Source organism: Avibacterium endocarditidis (genome assembly GCF_965138825.1).
Lineage (GTDB): Bacteria > Pseudomonadota > Gammaproteobacteria > Enterobacterales > Pasteurellaceae > Avibacterium > Avibacterium endocarditidis.
Genome location: NZ_CBCSDH010000002.1, coordinates 38,317 through 55,878, shown reverse-complemented (window position 1 = coordinate 55,878; position 17,562 = coordinate 38,317). Strand labels below are relative to the sequence as shown.

19 protein-coding genes are annotated in these 17,562 nt (G+C 42.7%); 10 read left to right on the top strand and 9 right to left on the bottom strand.

Translation table 11 applies throughout. The features are described 5' to 3' along the window. Positions 1–16 precede the first annotated feature (16 nt). From metH to ribA, 7 genes are all read right to left on the bottom strand, one after another. Positions 17–3,706, bottom strand: coding sequence for a methionine synthase (gene metH, locus ACNAV8_RS01395; RefSeq protein WP_415777073.1), 3,690 nt, complete (start codon positions 3,704–3,706; stop codon positions 17–19). Positions 3,707–3,826: 120 nt separating this feature from the next. Next, the gene (tilS, locus tag ACNAV8_RS01390; RefSeq protein WP_415777072.1) at positions 3,827–5,119 is read right to left on the bottom strand and encodes a tRNA lysidine(34) synthetase TilS; all 1,293 of its coding nucleotides are present in this window, start codon (positions 5,117–5,119) and stop codon (positions 3,827–3,829) included. Between the two features lie 13 nt (positions 5,120–5,132). Then, the gene (gene pdxY, locus ACNAV8_RS01385) at positions 5,133–5,993 is read right to left on the bottom strand and encodes a pyridoxal kinase PdxY (protein ID WP_103854724.1); all 861 of its coding nucleotides are present in this window, start codon (positions 5,991–5,993) and stop codon (positions 5,133–5,135) included. A gap of 70 nt (positions 5,994–6,063) precedes the next feature. Then, entirely contained in the window at positions 6,064–7,017 is a 954-nt protein-coding gene (gene accA, locus ACNAV8_RS01380; RefSeq protein WP_103852969.1) for an acetyl-CoA carboxylase carboxyl transferase subunit alpha, read from the bottom strand. Between the two features lie 151 nt (positions 7,018–7,168). After that, complete coding sequence (locus ACNAV8_RS01375) at positions 7,169–7,759, bottom strand: Fic/DOC family protein (RefSeq protein WP_103854723.1); 591 nt, start codon at positions 7,757–7,759, stop codon at positions 7,169–7,171. Further along, positions 7,746–7,919 carry an antitoxin VbhA family protein gene (locus tag ACNAV8_RS01370; protein WP_172459081.1) on the bottom strand — a complete coding sequence of 58 codons (174 nt, stop codon included), beginning with the start codon at positions 7,917–7,919 and terminating at the stop codon, positions 7,746–7,748. The genes ACNAV8_RS01375 and ACNAV8_RS01370 overlap by 14 nt, the downstream gene beginning before the upstream one ends. A gap of 4 nt (positions 7,920–7,923) precedes the next feature. Further along, positions 7,924–8,580, bottom strand: coding sequence for a GTP cyclohydrolase II (gene ribA / locus ACNAV8_RS01365; RefSeq protein ID WP_103854722.1), 657 nt, complete (start codon positions 8,578–8,580; stop codon positions 7,924–7,926). A gap of 70 nt (positions 8,581–8,650) precedes the next feature. Between ribA and ACNAV8_RS01360 the strand changes: the two genes are divergently transcribed. From ACNAV8_RS01360 to yfaE, 10 genes are all read left to right on the top strand, one after another. Beyond that, a complete protein-coding gene (locus ACNAV8_RS01360; RefSeq protein WP_415777071.1) occupies positions 8,651–9,391 on the top strand; it encodes a phosphatase PAP2 family protein in 741 nt (246 codons plus the stop codon). Between the two features lie 41 nt (positions 9,392–9,432). Continuing rightward, positions 9,433–10,347 carry an N-acetylglucosamine kinase gene (gene nagK / locus ACNAV8_RS01355; RefSeq protein WP_103854721.1) on the top strand — a complete coding sequence of 305 codons (915 nt, stop codon included), beginning with the start codon at positions 9,433–9,435 and terminating at the stop codon, positions 10,345–10,347. Between the two features lie 317 nt (positions 10,348–10,664). Continuing rightward, positions 10,665–11,138 carry a 6,7-dimethyl-8-ribityllumazine synthase gene (ribH, locus tag ACNAV8_RS01350; protein ID WP_103852964.1) on the top strand — a complete coding sequence of 158 codons (474 nt, stop codon included), beginning with the start codon at positions 10,665–10,667 and terminating at the stop codon, positions 11,136–11,138. 14 nt (positions 11,139–11,152) lie between these two features. Next, positions 11,153–11,581: a transcription antitermination factor NusB gene (gene nusB, locus ACNAV8_RS01345; RefSeq protein ID WP_103854732.1), complete on the top strand. Its 429-nt coding sequence runs from the start codon at positions 11,153–11,155 to the stop codon at positions 11,579–11,581. 21 nt (positions 11,582–11,602) lie between these two features. Then, entirely contained in the window at positions 11,603–12,634 is a 1,032-nt protein-coding gene (gene thiL / locus ACNAV8_RS01340; protein ID WP_103854720.1) for a thiamine-phosphate kinase, read from the top strand. A gap of 7 nt (positions 12,635–12,641) precedes the next feature. Further along, positions 12,642–13,154: a phosphatidylglycerophosphatase A family protein gene (locus ACNAV8_RS01335; RefSeq protein ID WP_103854719.1), complete on the top strand. Its 513-nt coding sequence runs from the start codon at positions 12,642–12,644 to the stop codon at positions 13,152–13,154. After that, complete coding sequence (locus ACNAV8_RS01330) at positions 13,154–13,789, top strand: LysE family transporter (RefSeq protein ID WP_415777070.1); 636 nt, start codon at positions 13,154–13,156, stop codon at positions 13,787–13,789. Before ACNAV8_RS01335 ends, ACNAV8_RS01330 begins: the two co-directional genes overlap by 1 nt. Before the next feature lie 12 nt (positions 13,790–13,801). After that, positions 13,802–14,614: a 4-hydroxy-tetrahydrodipicolinate reductase gene (gene dapB / locus ACNAV8_RS01325; RefSeq protein WP_194751727.1), complete on the top strand. Its 813-nt coding sequence runs from the start codon at positions 13,802–13,804 to the stop codon at positions 14,612–14,614. A gap of 399 nt (positions 14,615–15,013) precedes the next feature. Then, positions 15,014–15,373, top strand: coding sequence for a hypothetical protein (locus ACNAV8_RS01320; RefSeq protein ID WP_415777069.1), 360 nt, complete (start codon positions 15,014–15,016; stop codon positions 15,371–15,373). Positions 15,374–15,376: 3 nt separating this feature from the next. Further along, positions 15,377–15,625 (top strand): class I ribonucleotide reductase maintenance protein YfaE, encoded by a 249-nt coding sequence (gene yfaE, locus ACNAV8_RS01315; RefSeq protein WP_415777068.1) that lies wholly within the window; start codon positions 15,377–15,379, stop codon positions 15,623–15,625. A 145-nt stretch (positions 15,626–15,770) separates the two neighbouring features. Here yfaE and nrdB read toward each other — a convergent pair whose 3' ends face one another. Both nrdB and ACNAV8_RS01305 read right to left on the bottom strand, forming a co-directional pair. Then, positions 15,771–16,901: a class Ia ribonucleoside-diphosphate reductase subunit beta gene (gene nrdB, locus ACNAV8_RS01310; RefSeq protein ID WP_103852957.1), complete on the bottom strand. Its 1,131-nt coding sequence runs from the start codon at positions 16,899–16,901 to the stop codon at positions 15,771–15,773. Between the two features lie 162 nt (positions 16,902–17,063). Continuing rightward, a complete protein-coding gene (locus ACNAV8_RS01305) occupies positions 17,064–17,486 on the bottom strand; it encodes a Z-ring associated ZapG family protein (RefSeq protein ID WP_415777067.1) in 423 nt (140 codons plus the stop codon). Between the last annotated feature and the right edge of the window lie 76 nt (positions 17,487–17,562).

Below are 17,562 nucleotides of genomic sequence, written 5' to 3'. Positions count from 1 at the left end.
GTTTACTTATTTCAATTTACTTCATCGAAACCCCAAGCCATTTGTGCATTTCTTTTTCGTTCCAGCCTTTACGTTGGGCGTAGTCTAAGGCTTGGTCTTGGTCAATGCGGCCTAGGGTGAAGTAGTTGCTGGCTGGGTGGGTGAAGTACCAACCGCAGACGCTGGCGGCAGGCCACATTGCGTAACTTTCGGTGAGTTTCATTCCAATGCGTTGTTCCACTTCAAGTAAATCCCAAATTAGTTGTTTTTCGGTGTGTTCTGGGCAGCTTGGGTAGCCCGGTGCGGGGCGGATACCCACATAATTTTCTGCGATCAGATTTTCGTTATCGAAGGTTTCATTGGAATAGCCCCAAACTTTTGTGCGAAGCTCAAAGTGTAAATATTCTGCCATCGCTTCGGCTAAGCGGTCGCCAATGGCTTGCAGTAAAATAGCGCTGTAATCATCGCCTGCGGCTTTGAATCCTTCCACTAAATCGTGTTCTTCAATTCCTGCGCACACCGCAAACATTCCGAACCAATCTTGTTGGCCGCTTTCACGATCAGCAATAAAATCACTTAAGGCAACGTTATAAGGGCTTTTGCTATTTTTGCCACGTTCACTTTGTTGGCGCAGATGATGCGCCACGCCTGTCACAGAAGTGCGGTCAGAATTTTGATAAATTTCAATATCATCGCCCTTGCGATAGGCAGGGAAAATGCCCATAATTCCACTTGGTTTGAGTTTGCCGTTTTGCTCAAATTCATCAAGCATTTGTTGCGCATCATTATAGACTTTGCGCGCTTCTTCGCCGCCCTCTGGATAGTCAAAGGCATCAGGATAACCGCCCATTAACCCCCATAAACGGAAAAATGGCGACCAGTCAATAAATTGGCGTAAGGTGGAAATTGGTACATTTTTGTATTCCACAATGCCTGTTTGTTTTGGTTGTGGCACTTGATAATCCGCCCATTCGCCAGAAAACGCTGGGAAAGCGTTAGCACGCGCTTCTTCAATTGGAAGCTGTTGGCGTAATGGTTTACGGTTAGCAAAGCTGTGCTGAATTTTTTCGTATTCTTTTTTTGTACGTTGCCAAAGTTCTGCTTTGCTTTCTGGGTTCATCAAAGCGGCACAAACCGTTACAGCACGGGACGCATTGGTGGTGTAGATCACTTCGTGCTTGTATTTTGGATAAAGTTTGATGGCGGTATGTTCTTTTGACGTGGTTGCACCGCCAATCAGTACGGGAAGGCTTAATCCCAAACGGTTCATTTCACCTAAGAAATATTCCATTTCATCTAACGATGGCGTGATCAAACCGCTTAAACCGATAATATCGGCTTTTTCGTTGATCGCCGTTTCGATGATCTTATCGGCAGGAACCATTACGCCGAGATCGATCACTTCAAAGTTATTACATTGCAATACCACGCTGACAATGTTTTTGCCGATGTCGTGCACATCGCCTTTTACCGTAGCGATTACCACTTTTCCGCTTGATACACCTTGCTGTTTGGTGGCGTTGATAAAGGGTTCTAAATAGGCGACCGATTGTTTCATTACACGCGCAGATTTCACCACTTGTGGTAGGAACATTTTACCGTCCCCGAATAGATCACCAACCACGTCCATTCCCGCCATTAATGGGCCTTCGATCACTTCTAGCGGTGAGCTAAATTGCAGACGCGCTTCTTCCGTATCTTCAATAATATGGCTAGTAATGCCTTTCACTAAGGCTTGTTTTAGACGCTCTTCCACCGTCCAAGTACGCCATTCTGCCACGGCATTATCGCTGCTTTCGCTGGCTGAACCTTTGTATTTATCCGCAATATCAAGCAGGCGATCGGTGGCGTCTGCACGGCGATTTAGCACCGCATCTTCGACAATTTCACGCAGTTCAGGATCAAGATCATCATAAATTGCCAGTTGCCCTGCATTAACGATCCCCATATCCATACCTTGTTTGATGGCGTGATAAAGAAAAACGGCGTGAATGGCTTCACGCATTGGATTGTTGCCACGGAACGAGAAAGAAACATTGGACACACCGCCCGAAATTTTAGCGTGGGGGAGTGAGCGTTTAATGCGTCCTGTGGCGTTAATAAAATCCACACCATAATTATTATGCTCTTCAATACCCGTACCGATCGCAAAAATATTTGGATCGAAAATAATGTCTTCAGGGGGAAAGCCCACTTCATCAACCAAAATGTGATAAGCTCGGGTACAGATTTCCACCTTGCGTTCTTCGGTATCGGCTTGTCCCACTTCATCAAATGCCATCACTACGGCGGCTGCACCGTAACGGCGGATCAATTTGGCTTGCGCAACAAATTTTTCCTTGCCTTCTTTCAGGGAAATGGAGTTTACAATCCCTTTTCCTTGAATTGATTGCAAGCCCGCTTCGATCACTTCCCATTTAGATGAATCGATCATCACTGGCACTTTCGCGGCATCAGGTTCGGTTGCCATAATATTAAGGAATTGAGCCATACATTTTTTGCTATCAAGCAAGGCTTCGTCCATATTTACATCAATCACCTGAGCGCCATTTTCCACTTGGTCAATAGCAATCTCAATGGCTTCGGCATAGCGATCTTCTTTAATTAATTTTTTAAATTTGGCTGAACCAGTAACATTATTACGTTCGCCCACGTTTACAAAGAGGCTGTTTTCATCAATGTTTAACGGTTCTAAGCCTGATAAACGCATTGCCACAGGCAAATCAGGCAAGGCTCTTGGCGGCACGTTTTTCACCACTTCTGCAATGGCGTGGATATGCTCTGGGGTTGTTCCACAACAGCCGCCCACAATGTTCAGCCAGCCGTTTTGTGCCCATTCTTGAATATAAGCGGCCATTTCTTCTGCGCCTAAATCATAACCGCCAAAGGCGTTTGGCAAGCCTGCATTCGGGTGAACGGAAACAAAGGTTTCGCAGATTTTTGACATCACTTCCACATACTGACGCAATTCTTTTGGCCCAAGGGCGCAGTTTAATCCAAAGCTTAATGGCTTAACGTGGCGCAACGAGTTATAAAAGGCCTCCGTAGTTTGCCCTGAAAGGGTGCGCCCTGAGGCATCGGTAATCGTGCCTGAAATCATAATTGGCAATTTGATGTCAAGTTCTTCAAACACTTGATCAATGGCGAATGCCGCCGCTTTAGCATTGAGCGTATCGAAAATGGTTTCGATCATAATGAGATCTGCGCCACCTTCGATTAATCCTTTGGTGGCTTCTGCATAGGCATCAACCAACTGCATAAAGGTGATATTGCGGTAAGCAGGATCGTTTACATTAGGCGAAATAGATGCGGTGCGGTTAGTCGGCCCAAGCACACCAGCCACAAAACGTGGTTTTTCTGGCGTGCTATATTTATCCGCCGCCAAACGAGCTAATTTCGCACCAGCAAAATTCAGCTCATAAGCAATGCTTTCAAGGGCATAATCCGCTTGCGCAATGGTGGTGGCTGAAAAGGTGTTGGTTTCAATAATATCCGCCCCTGCGGCAAGATATTTTTCGTGAATCGCTTGAATCACCAAAGGCTGAGTAAGCGTGAGTAAATCATTATTGCCGCGTAGATCGATGGTGCTGTCTTTAAAGCGTTCACCGCGGAAATCTGCTTCGGTGAGTTTATATTGCTGGATCATCGTCCCCATCGCCCCATCTAAAATAAGAATGCGATCTTTAAGGGCTTGCTGGATAAGAGAAAAAGAAGGATGTTGTTTCATTTTGTTACGACTTATTGTGATGACTTAGATTTAATAATAACAGGCATAATAGAAATAAGGTGGGGTTGTGTCAAACCTTATCTTTATGCGGGGAAAAGTGCGGTGCAAATTGAGCAAGTTTTATTTGCTTTCAGATGCAAAATTTTGAAAAAATCCCACAGCACTTTGGAAGTGTTCGCCATAAAAAATCAGCGGGGTGCGCGTGCGTTGCCAGACTGGCACATTGTGCGCTTGCCACAGTTTTTTGATGTCTTGATGAACGCCTTGTGCATTGCGCACTTTGCCCGAATAAGCAAAACGGATTGAGAGCGGCGCATCGGTTAATGGCAACTGATAGCTTTTCCCTTGCCATTGAATTTGAATGGCTGATTTGGTTTGGGTGAAGCGGATTTCTCCAAGATTATCAGGCAATTCAATACGCTGATTTAAGCGAACGGGAATTTTTAGTGCACGAAGATCGGCTAAGATTTCTGTTAAATACAGGCGCTGCTGATAACGGCGCAGGATTTTATTACCCAGTTGAAATTGTGGATTGCGATCCGTTTCGGCAAAAATCACGTCTTGAATTAATTGTTCCAACTGCTTGGTGGAGGGCATTGGCTGCTGCAAGGTTTCCAGCCATAAGCGGAGTAGGGCTTTTTGTTTCAAATCAGACAATTGCGAGAAATCCGTTAAATCAAAAGTGCGGTGCGTTTTGTCTGAATATTTTTCTAGCTCTGGCTGTAATAATTCGGCTAAAAGCTGTTGTTGCTCCGCACAATGGGTGGCACTGCGTTGCACTGCTTGATCGAAGTGCGTCCAGCGTTCACGCAGTTTAGGTAAGATTTCATTGCGTAAGAAATTGCGTTCGTATTGGTTGTTTTGATTGCTTTCATCTTCAATCCACGACAGCTGATTTTCCGTGGCATATTGCCAAAGTTGTTGGCGTGAAAAGCCGAGTAGGGGACGAAAAATATTCAGATTAAACACCGCACTTTGTGCTTTCATTGCGGATAAACCGCTGACGCCGCTACCACGTTTTAAGGCGAGGAAAAAGGTTTCGGTTTGATCTTGTTGATGGTGAGCGGTGAGCAAAATCTCTTGCGTTAAAATATGGCGAGCAATCGCTTGATAGCGCGCTTGACGTGCTGCGGCTTCAATGCCCATTCCTTGTGTCAGCTGAACTTTTTCCACGATCAAAGGAATGGAAAATTGTTGGCAAAGCTGTTGACAGTGGCGCGTCCAATCATCAGCATTTGGGCTTAAGCCGTGATGAATATGGATCGCACGCAGCTGAAAGTGCGGTTGTTTTTCGCGTAATTTTGCTAAAAGCGCAAGCAACACGGTAGAATCCAGCCCACCGCTTAAGGCAATCAGAAAATGCGAGTGGGGCTGGCGTTGTAATTGCTGTTGAAATTGCTCAATTAGCGTCATAGCAAGGGCAATGTTAGGCGATTTTCACAGCGTTAAATTGGCTCACAGGGCGAACAATCTGTTCACGCGCAGCCACAATTTGCAGTTCATAATTATCCTGCTGTTGCGTTACCGTCATTACATCATTCACGGCATTGGCGGTATGCTCAAAGGCTTCCACGTCCGTTTTGCCATTAAGCAGATTCGCCATAAATAGCCCCGCGGTTAAATCGCCCACGCCCACAGGTTCTTTCTTAAATTGATGAAGTGGGCGGCTAATATGCCAAATGCCCTCTTGATTGGCGAGCAACATTTCAAATTGGCTTGGATCTTGCCCCACTTTGCTCAGGTGTTTCACTAGCACTTTTTTCGGCCCTTTGGATAAAATTACTTTTACCGCTTCAATGGCTTGAGCAAAGTTTTCTACTGGCAAACCGCTCAGTTCACGCAGTTCCACTAAATTAGGCGTGATAATATCGGTTTTCGCCATAGCAAGGTTGATGAGATTTTCTTTCACACCATCAGCCACAATGCAACCTTTGTCAGGGTGGCCCATTACAGGATCGCACAAATAAACGGCATTAGGATTGCGAGATTTCACTTTTTGCACCGCATTAATGATTTCTTCCACTTGCTCCGCCGCGCCGATATAACCTGAAATCACCGCATCACATTGATGTAATTGACCAATATTATCAATCCCTTGCACGATTTCCCCAATTTGTTCTGGTGGCATTACCATTCCCGTCCATTGGCCATATTGAGTGTGATTGGAAAATTGCACGGTGTTCAATGCCCACACATCAATGCCGAGTAATTGCATTGGAAAAGTGGCAGATTTATTGCCCGCATAGCCGTAAACGACGTGAGATTGAATGGAAAGAAGATGTTTCATTTTGCTATCCTTTATGCTTTCTAATAACGCTTGAAAGTAAAAGTGCGGTTAAAAAACCGCACATTTTTATTTAGCAATAACCGTAGCTCATTAGGCGTTGGTAACGGCGTTCTAACAAGGTATCTGGATCAAGAATTTCTAAATCCGCTAAATCTGCCAGTAAACGCTGTTTAAGATTTTGCGCCATTTGCTCATAATTGCGATGCGCACCGCCCAATGGCTCAGGGATAATGTTATCGATCAATTGCAATTTTTGCAGACGATCTGCGGTTAAACCCATCACTTCTGCTGCGGTAGAGGCTTTATCGGCGCTTTTCCATAAAATGGACGCACAGCCCTCTGGGGAAATCACGGAATAAGTGCTGTATTGCAACATATTGACTTTATCGCCCACGCCAATGGCTAACGCGCCACCAGAACCGCCTTCACCAATTACCGTACAAATAATTGGCACTTTTAGCATTGACATTTCACGCAGGTTACGCGCAATGGCTTCTGATTGTCCACGCTCTTCCGCGCCCACACCAGGGTACGCACCTGGGGTGTCAATAAAGGTGATGATTGGCAATTTAAAACGTTCTGCCATTTCCATTAAACGTAACGCTTTGCGATAGCCTTCAGGGGCTGGCATACCAAAGTTACGTTTCACTTTCTCTTTTACCGTGCGTCCTTTTTGGTGGCCAATCACCATAACAGGCTTGCCGTCTAAACGGGCTAAACCACCCACAATGGCTTTATCATCTGCAAAAGCACGATCGCCTGCGAGTTCTTCAAACTCGGTGAAAATTTGTTCGATGTAATCCAATGTATAAGGACGATTTGGGTGGCGAGCCATACGAGAAACTTGCCACGCATCTAAGTTGGCAAAGGTTTTTTTGGTTAATTCTTCGCTTTTTTTCTGTAAGCGAGCAATTTCATCATCAAGATTAATTTCATCATCTTGCCCCGCCACTGCACGCAAGGATTCAATTTTTGCTTCAAGTTCAGCAATCGGGAGTTCAAAATCTAAATATTCTTGGCTCATTTGTTATTCCTAGTATTTTCGGCAAAATTAGTACGCACTTTAGCAATATTTTACTTAGGGTGCAAATCTACCGAATATTTTATGCGTTTTTTACAAAAAAAGTAGTGTTTTTTGCAGTTAGCTGGTTAGACGACTGGTAGAAATCTTTTTGTCATTTAGGAATTGGGGTTAATCCCTTTTTGATAATATTTTCTAAGGCGCTGTAATCACATTTATGCGATAAAATAGACGCTTGAATCATTTCATCTGTACTAACCTGTTCAAAATTTAAATAAAAGCCTAGGGTTTGAGCTAATTGATTAATGAATAACCTTTGAGTACGACCATTGCCTTCACGAAAAGGGTGTATCGCATTAATTTCGCCTAAATAGTAAGCTAATCTTGCAGGGATTTTTTCTGGAAGCGTATTTTTCAAAAATTGCTCATTTTTTAGCTCATTAAACAATTTTTCTAGCTCAGGGATAATTCTTGAGCTGGTTGCAAACATTGTATCTCCTTTAGAGATATCAATACTTCTAATTTCGCCAGCCCAAGAATAGATGTCATTAAACAAATGTTTATGGATAGCTTTTAGGTGAGCGATATCAAATTGCCCTTTCACTGGTGTAATTAACAATATAGCTGTTTGAATAGCAGTGATTTGAGCTTCTTTTTTATCTAGTTCATCTTGAGTTTCGATTTTCAGCTTATTAATTAGTACCCCATTTTTATTTAGCATAGGATCAGAGCTATGATATTTCATTCGTTTTTACTTTTAATTCTGAGATAGTTATTTCACCCATTACCCATCTTTGAAAATAATGTAGCATCTCTTGGCTAAGATATAGTCCTTCAAGGCGATTATTATCAATTGCAAACTGTAGGGCTTGTTGTCTAATTTGTTGCTCTTTTAAATTATGCATTATTTTATTCCCTATTCGGCACTTCTTCCTGACAATGCGGGCAGGTCATTAGGTGTTTTTGGTTGTTATGCACGATGAAATGCCCCATTTTTTTTGCTTTGGTGTCTAAATATTCCGTGTTGTAGCGGTTTTCGCCTACGTTTAACGGAACGCGTTCTACCACGTTTATTCCCGCTTTTTTCATTGTGTCGATTTTGTTTGGGTTGTTGGTGAGCAGGCGAACTTGTTTTACACCGAGCAGATCAAAAATATCCGCGCAAACTTCAAAATTACGCTCATCTGCGGCAAAGCCCAAAGCAAGGTTGGCTTCAATGGTATCCATTCCTTGATCTTGTAAGGAATAAGCACGGATCTTGTTAATTAAGCCAATGCCGCGGCCCTCTTCGCGGTGATAAATCAGCACGCCACGGCCTTCCTCGCTAATTTGGCGTAGTGCAGTGGCAAGCTGAAAACCGCAATCGCATTTCAGGCTATGCAACGCATCGCCCGTTAAACATTCGGAGTGAATGCGGGCTAAAACAGGCTCCTCTGGATTTGAAATATCGCCCATTACTAAGGCAACGTGTTCTTTTTTAGTGTCGGGAAACTCAAAGCCCACAATGCGGAATAAACCAAATTCGGTCGGTAAATTGGCTTCCGTAACCCGTTGAATTTTTGTCATCGCTAAATCCTTCATTCTTTTTTTATTGAATAATGCTAAACTATGCACTCAAATTTATGGAGTGATTAAAATGTTAAAACGTCTTTCATTATATACCTTATTGCTTTGTTGTGTGCCTTTTTTTGCGTGGTTAATTAACTGGCATTGGCAAGGGGATACAAATTATACACAAATTGATACGTTGCTTTATTTTATTACCGAAACAGGTAGTGTGCTTTATGCCATTATCACTTGTGGCGTGTTTGCTGTTGCGTATTTTTTCTGTATTGCAGATAAAAAGCAAGCCCTTGCGGTGATTGCAGTGATGGCGATTTCTGTTGGGGTAAACCAAGGGGTGAAATCGGCGCTCAAAACGGTGTTTGCTGAACCTCGTCCTTTTATTGTGCAATTGGCGGAAAAATCAAGCATTAGCCCTGAGTATTTTTACGATCAACCTCGCAATGAACGCGAAAAAATCGTGTTGGATTATTATGCAGATAAGCCAGTTGATGCCCATTTAGTGCATCACCGTAGCAAAGAAACAGGCTATTCTTTCCCATCTGGTCACAGCATTTTTGCCGCCACTTGGTTAATGCTTGCGGTAGGATTTGGGCAGCTTTTGGGGCGTAACAATAAAGGAATGAAATATCTCACCGCAGGCATTGCCGTTTGGGCGGTGTTAATGCTCGTTAGCCGTTTGCGTTTAGGAATGCATTACCCGATTGATTTATTGGTTTCCGTGTTGCTGGCGTGGGCGTTTCATTGTGGATTATTCGATTGGATCAAAAACAAACCGATTTTCAACTGCACTTTGCAAGATAGAGTGCAATAAGAAAGTGCGGTCAGATTTTTAATTATTTTTTGAGGTGAACAATGTTATACGGATTTGATATTGGCGGCACAAAAATTGAGCTTGCTGTATTCAATGAAAAATTGGAAAAACAATATTCCGAACGGGTCGATACCCCAAAAGAGAGCTACGAGCAATGGCTTGATACCATTGTCAATTTGGTGAAAAAAGCCGATGAAAAATTTGGCGAAAAAGGCACAGTAGGGCTAGGCTTACCGGGTTTTGTGAATCACGAAACAGGTTTGGCGGAAATCACCAATATTCGCGTAGCAGACAACAAACCTATTTTACAAGATTTAAGCCAGCGTTTAGATCGCGAAGTGCGGGCAGAAAATGACGCAAATTGTTTTGCCTTATCAGAGGCTTGGGCAGAAGAAAATCAGCAATATCCAAGCGTGTTAGGCTTAATCCTTGGCACAGGTTTTGGTGGTGGGTTAGTGATTGACGGCAAAATCTACTCAGGACAAATCGGAATGGCGGGCGAACTTGGGCATATGCAGCTGAATTACCACGCCTTAAAACTGCTCGGCTGGGATAAAGCGCCAATTTACCCTTGCGGCTGCGGCAATCAAGCCTGCTTAGACACCTATCTTTCAGGCCGCGGCTTTGAAATGCTATACCGCGATCTCAAAGGGGAAAGCCTATCAGCCAAAGAAATTATCCAGCGTTTTTACGCCAAAGAACAAAGTGCGGTGGAATTTGTGGAAATGTTTGTGGAACTCGCCGCTATTTCTATCGGCAACATCATAACAGCCCTTGACCCGCATTTAATCGTACTCGGCGGCGGTTTATCCAACTTTGATTATCTCTACGAAGCACTACCAAAAGCCCTGCCTAAACACCTAATGCGCAGCGCTAAAGTGCCAGTGATCAAAAAAGCCAAATACGGCGATTCCGGCGGCGTTCGCGGTGCAGCAGCGTTGTTTCTTTCACGTTAATATTTAAGTAGTCCTATTAGGTGATTAATATGAGGCTAACATTAGCTATGAATGTAAGAAGTTTATATAGTTAATTTATTAGGGGGAATTATGACATGCGGAATATTTCTAAATTAAGTATTTCAGAATTAATGGTTTCCCTGCCTTCCAATAAATTAAGAGTAAATTAGTGGGAGTGAGAATATGAATTGGTGTTTAAGATTTATGCACTTAAAGAATTTAAAAACTCAAAATATCGTACAATAAAATCCCCAATCCCCCCATTTTTTATGATAAAATCCGCCCCTATTTCCATAACATTAAACATAGGACAGATTATGAAAGTATTAGAAGGCGCGATTGCAGCACCAAACGCTAAAGTTGCGGTGGTGATTGCACGTTTTAACAGCTTTATTAACGAAAGTTTATTAGAAGGCGCATTAGATGCCTTAAAACGTGTTGGGCAAGTAAAAGATGAAAATATCACCTTAGTGCGCGCACCGGGGGCTTATGAGTTACCATTAGTGGCTCGCCGTTTAGCGGAAAGCAAAAAATATGATGCGATTGTGGCATTAGGCACCGTGATCCGTGGTGGTACAGCGCATTTTGAATATGTCGCAGGCGAAGCGAGTAGCGGTTTAGGCCAAGTGGCGATGCAAGCGGAAATTCCTGTGGCATTTGGCGTGCTAACCACTGAAAATATTGAACAAGCCATTGAACGAGCAGGCACAAAAGCGGGAAATAAAGGCGCAGAAGCGGCATTAGTGGCTTTAGAAATGATCAACTTATTAGCACAAATTGATAACGCATAATGGCTGAACTTGCAATGAACGATAAAGTAAAGAAACCAAGCCAGCGCCGCCGTGCCAGAGAATGTGCGGTGCAAGCCCTTTATTCTTGGTATGTTTCGCAAAATCCTATTGAAGAAGTGGAATTAGCGTTTATTACCGAGCAGGATATGCAAGGCGTGGATATGCCTTATTTCCGCAAATTATTGTGTCAAACCGCAGAAAATATTGAAGCGGTTGAAGCGACAATGACCCCTTATTTGGATCGTAGCCTTGATGAATTAGATCCTATCGAGCGTGCGATTTTACGTTTAGCGGTGTATGAACTGAAATTCGAGCTAGACGTGCCTTATAAAGTGGCAATCAATGAAGCCATTGAAGTGGCAAAAGTATTCGGGGCAGATGACAGCCACCGTTATGTGAATGGTGTATTGGATAAAGTTGCACCTGCCTTATCGCGTAAATAATCATTTCAGGGAAGGAAGCCAATGAGTGAAGGCGAATTTGATCTAATTAAACGATATTTTAATGCGTCTAAGCGCCCTTCCCGTAAAGATGTGATTGTTGCCATTGGTGATGATTGTGCGATTACCGAACATCGGCAAAACCAACGCATTGCCATTACAACAGATACTATGGTGGAAAATACCCATTTTCTGCCATCTATTTCTCCCGCCGATCTGGCTTATAAAGCCGCTGCGACCAATTTAAGCGATCTGGCCGCAATGGGCGCAGAACCTGCGTGGTTCTCCCTTGCTTTAACCTTACCCCATATAGATCATCAATGGCTGCAAGCGTTTAGCCAAAGTTTTTTTGACGTGTTGGATCACTATAATGTGGATCTGATTGGTGGTGATACGACCAAAGGCGCGTTGCACGTCATTAGCATCACCGCACAGGGCATTATCCCCAAAGGCAAGGCGTTATGTCGCCACAGTGCTAATGTGGGCGATTGGGTTTATGTGTCTGGCACCCTTGGCGATAGCGCAGGGGGCTTGGCTTTATTGCTGAATTCCGTAAGGGAAACACCTATGCAAGCGCAAAGTGCGGTGCAAAATGGGACAGATTTTGAGCGCGATTATTTAATTCAACGCCACCTTCGCCCGACACCCCGAGTGTTGCTTGGCTTGGAATTAGCGGTATCTGCACTTGCCAGTTCTGCCATTGATATTTCAGACGGTTTGATTGCCGATCTGGGACATATTTTAGAACGTAGCCAATGTAGTGCGGTGATAAATTTAGATAAATTGCCGTTGTCCAATGCCTTGATTAATACTTTCGGGCGCGCTCAAGCAGAGCAGTTTGCTTTAACTGGCGGTGAAGATTATGAGCTATGTTTTACCGTGCCAGATCGTCAGCGAGAAAAACTAGATCAACATTTAAAACATATTGGCGTAAATTATACCTGTATCGGCCAGCTCCGTGCGTTACGCCCAAATGGCAAAAAACGCCTTGTTTTTCAACGTAATGGGCAAGAAGTGGACGTGGCGCATACCGGCGGTTTCGATCATTTTAAATAGAAAAATTATGCAAAATACAGCCCAACAAGATCCCCGCAGCAGACTTTCTTTAACCAATCCCGTGCATTTACTGGCCATCGGGTTTGGCTCAGGCTTGCTTCGCCCCGCTCCCGGCACTTGGGGAAGTTTAGCCGCCACGCTAATTGGCGCGGCGCTCTTGCAGATTATGCCATTAAAAATTTTCCTTTTTTTCACCGCACTTTGTTTTGTGGCTGGTTGCTTTATTTGCCAGAAAACTGCTGATGATATGGGCGTTCACGATCACGGCGCGATTGTGTGGGACGAATTTGTTGGCATTTTTATGGTGCTTGCGGTGTTGCCTGAAATCAATCTGCTATGGTGTGCAGTCGGTTTTGCGGTATTTCGTCTTTTCGATATTTTGAAGCCTTATCCGATCCGCTATTTCGATCGTAAATTGGAAAGTGGCTTTGGCATTATGATTGATGATGTGCTAGCCGCCATTTACAGCATTATTACCATTTATTTATTGTCATCTATTTTATTGGAGAGCTTTTTATAATGTGGACAGTTTTATTTGTTAATTTTGTTGGCTTACTTAGCCCTGGCCCTGATTTTTTATATGTAAGCCGCAAAGCGGTAAGCGAAAGCCATCGCAATGCCGTGGCAGGTGCGTTAGGCATCGCACTAGGGATCTTGTTCTGGTCGGCAGTAGTCATTTTTGGCTTAGCGATGATTAACCGCACCAATAATTTAGTGCAATATATCATTATGTGCTTAGGCGGCAGCTATCTCGCTTACTGCGGAATCAAAATGCTACGCGTTACCCAAAACGCACAGCTAACCGATTCTAGCCAACAAAAAATAAAGCAAACGTCCTTTTTTAGCGAAGTGATGAAAGGTTTATTCATCAACATTAGCAATGCCAAAGTGATCGTATTTTTCAGCAGTGTGCTGTCTGGTTTTATGACAAATTTCTCAGGAATGGCAGAAATTATACTCGTTATTGTCCTTGTGGCGCTGGAAAGCTTCCTTTATTTTGTGCTGATTGCTTTTTTCTTTTCACGCAAAATGGTGCGCGATTTTTACAACCGCTACAATCGTTATATCGATAATTTTGCTGGTTTAGTTTTCCTATTTTTCGGTGGTGAACTGATTTATTCAGGCTTAACCACCATTATTGAACTCACCTCGTAACAGGAGTAGAAAATGACATTAAAAATTGCCGTGGTAGGTGCAGGTGGCCGTATGGGACGCCAATTAATTCAAGCCGTACATAGCGCAGAAGGCGTGGAATTAGGCGCAGCTTTTGAACGCAAAGGCTCATCATTAGTAGGCGCAGATGCAGGTGAATTAGCAGGCGTTGGACAACTTGGCGTGAAAGTTTCTGATGATTTAAACGCAGAAAAAGATCACTTCGATTTAATCATTGATTTCACTCGCCCTGAAGGCACGTTAGCACACTTGGATTTTTGTGTTCAACACCAGAAAAAAATGGTGATTGGCACAACTGGTTTTGATGATGCAGGCAAAGCTGCAATCAAAGCTGCTTCAGAAAAAATTGGTATCGTGTTTGCGTCTAACTTCAGCGTAGGTGTAAACCTCGTGTTTAAATTGTTAGAAAAAGCTGCCAAAGTGATGGGCGATTATTGCGACATTGAAATCATCGAAGCGCACCACCGCCACAAAGTGGACGCCCCCTCAGGCACCGCTTTATCAATGGGCGAACATATTGCGAAAACCCTCGGACGTGATCTTAAAACCCATGGCGTGTTCTGCCGCGATGGCATCACAGGCGAGCGCAAACGCGATGAAATTGGCTTCGCCACCATTCGCGCCAGTGATGTAGTGGGCGAGCATAGCGTATGGTTTGCCGATATTGGCGAACGTGTTGAAATCTCCCACAAAGCCTCAAGCCGAATGACCTTCGCCAACGGTGCCGTGCGTGCCGCAAAATGGCTCGAAGGCAAAGAAAAAGGCCTGTTTGATATGACAGATGTGTTGAGTTTGAATGAGCTTTAAGGGCTGTTAAGTTAAAAGTGCGGTGGGAATTTTTGAAGTTTTAAAATTCCGTGGAAAATGACCGCACTTTTTTGTTTGGACGTTATCGTTGGTTAATTGCTTTTTTCTTTGGGAGTGATAACGGGTTTCGCTCGTTGAGCGACCTACTTTCTTTTGCTTGCTCAAAAGAAAGTAGGCAAAGAAAAAAGCACCCGACTAAATTGCTGATCTTCATTTTTAACAAATTTTCTTAACGAAAAGTAAGCCCATACTCGCTACGCTGCGTTCAGGCGTTACTTTTCTAAAAATTTGTTAAAAATGAAGGCAATTTACACGGGAGATTAATCCTTTCTCTCTTCTACATTTTGTTTGAAAATTAGAGCAAAGTAGGAGAAAAGATTTATTTTCCTATTTTGCAAAATGAAAAATGCGGTCATTTTCCACGGAATTTTAAAACTTCAAGAATTCCCACCGCACTTTAAAATTTGCCTTAACCGTATTCCCCGTCCAAACCGCCCGAGTGGAGATAAAATTTTTAGAAAAATCACGCCGAGCGAGAGCGAAGCGAACATCAGGCTGATTTTTCGTAAAGAAAATTTTATTGGAATGAGGAAAAAGCGGTTTGATCGGGGTTCCCTTTTCTTTGCTTCCTTTCTTTTGGGTAAGCAAAAGAAAGGAAGTCGCCAACGGCGAAACCCGTTATCAATCTCAAAGAAAAATAATTTAACGCAGAAAAAGAAAATTTCACTCAAATACGATTATTTCAATATCTCACTTTAAAAAATGAAAATCACCCTATTAAAACAAAAAATTACCCTTGAACACCACAACGAAATGCCGTTACTACAAAAATTAGAAATCCACGGCATTTATCCAGAATATCAGTGCCGTTCGGGTTATTGCGGTACTTGCCGCACAAAAATAAAAAAGGGTAAAGTCCGCTATAATGAACCACCACTTGCTTTTGTAAATGAAAACGAAGTGCTACTTTGCTGCTGCCAAGTGGAAAGTGATTTGGAGTTGGAGTTATGAGGTAAAAACTTTAACCGTTTTACTCCCCGTGTAAATTGCCCGAATGAAAATAAAAGTTTAGAAAAATGGAACTTATCAACGTCAAAGAAAAAATAACCGCACTTTTAGTTATCTGAAAGTGCGGTCAGAATTTTCCATAAATTTATTACAGATCAAAATCCCCGAAATCGCTGGTATCAACTTTTGAATCAATTTGACCAACAAGATAAGAACTTACTTCCACTTCTTGTGGGGCGACTTGTACATTGTCCGACACCAACCACGCGTTGATCCAAGGGATTGGGTTTGAACGCGCTTCAAATGGCAATGGTAAGCCGACTGCTTGCATACGGATATTGGTGATGTATTCCACATATTGCACCAAAATATCTTTATTTAAGCCAATCATTGAGCCATCTTTGAACAGATAATCTGCCCATTCTTTTTCTTGTTCTGCGGCAGCTAAGAAAAGTTCATAAGCCTCTTGTTTGCATTCTTCGGCAATTTCTGCCATTTCAGGGTCATCTTGTCCAGCTGCCATAATGTTGAGAATGTGCTGTGTTCCCGTTAAGTGTAGTGCCTCATCACGGGCGATAAATTTGATGATTTTGGCGTTGCCTTCCATTAATTTCCGTTCCGCAAAGGCGAAAGAGCAAGCAAAGGAAACATAAAAACGAATGGCTTCTAAGGCGTTTACGCTCATTAAGCAGAGATAAAGTTGTTTTTTTAGATTGCGCAGAGTGACGACGCATTCTTTGCCGTCCACGGTGTAAGTGCCTTCGCCATAAAGGCTGTAAAGCTGGCTGTCGCGGATTAAATCATCGTAATAGGCGGAGATGTCTTTTGCGCGTTTGATGATTTCTTCGTTAGTTACAATATCATCAAAAACGATGGACGGGTCATTGACGATATTACGAATAATATGCGTATATGAACGGCTGTGAATGGTTTCAGAGAATGTCCAAGTTTCGATCCACGTTTCCAGTTCAGGAATAGAAACCAATGGCAATAGCGCCACATTTGGGCTACGACCTTGAATGGAATCAAGCAGGGTTTGATACTTTAAGTTACTGATAAAAATATGTTTTTCGTGTTCTGGCAGTGCAGCATAGTCAATGCGATCTTGAGACACGTCCACTTCTTCTGGACGCCAGAAGAAAGAAAGTTGTTTTTCAATCAGTTTTTCAAAGGTTTCATATTTTTGTTGATCGTAACGGGCGACGTTCACATTTTGTCCAAAGAACATTGGTTCTTTGAGTTGATCGTTTTTGGTTTGTGAGAAAGTGGTGTATGCCATAGAAATATCCTTACATCTTTTTAATTGAGAATGGCTCGTATTTTACACTAAAAATCTGATTCGTTTAATGGGTTTTATATATTCTTGAAATTAGCGAACAATAAAAACGGAGAGTTGTTTTAAAACTCACCGTTTTTCAAAGGGTTAGGAAATTATTAAGAGCTATTTTTCGGCCTTTAAGATGCCTGATGATCCTTCAGAATAATCTCTTGGAGGATTTTCTTCTGAATTGTTTTCAGCAACGGTCTTATCTTGTTCTGCTTTTTTATCTTCTAATTGATTTTCAAACAGAATTTTATTCTCTAGCTGAGGAAGTAATTCCGCTGAAGAATTGGCTAAATGCTGATAAAGTTTCTGGTAATCCTGTGCAAGGGTTTTGAGTAATTCAGCACTTTCTGAAAAGTGTTTTTCCAGATTTTGCTTTTGCTGATCAAGTTCAGATTTGACTTTTTTTAACTCAGTTTCTGTTTGCAGTTGTTTTTTTACTGAGCCTTTAGTGAGACGCAATAATAAGTAACCGAGAATCAAACCAACGACTAAGCCAACTAAGGCTGATTGCCACATTTCAGGTGTCCAATTTTGCATAAAAACTCCTTATTGTTAGTAATAAAAAACGCTAATATCCTAGCATTAAATAAGCATAATTTCTTTGGGGCAGATC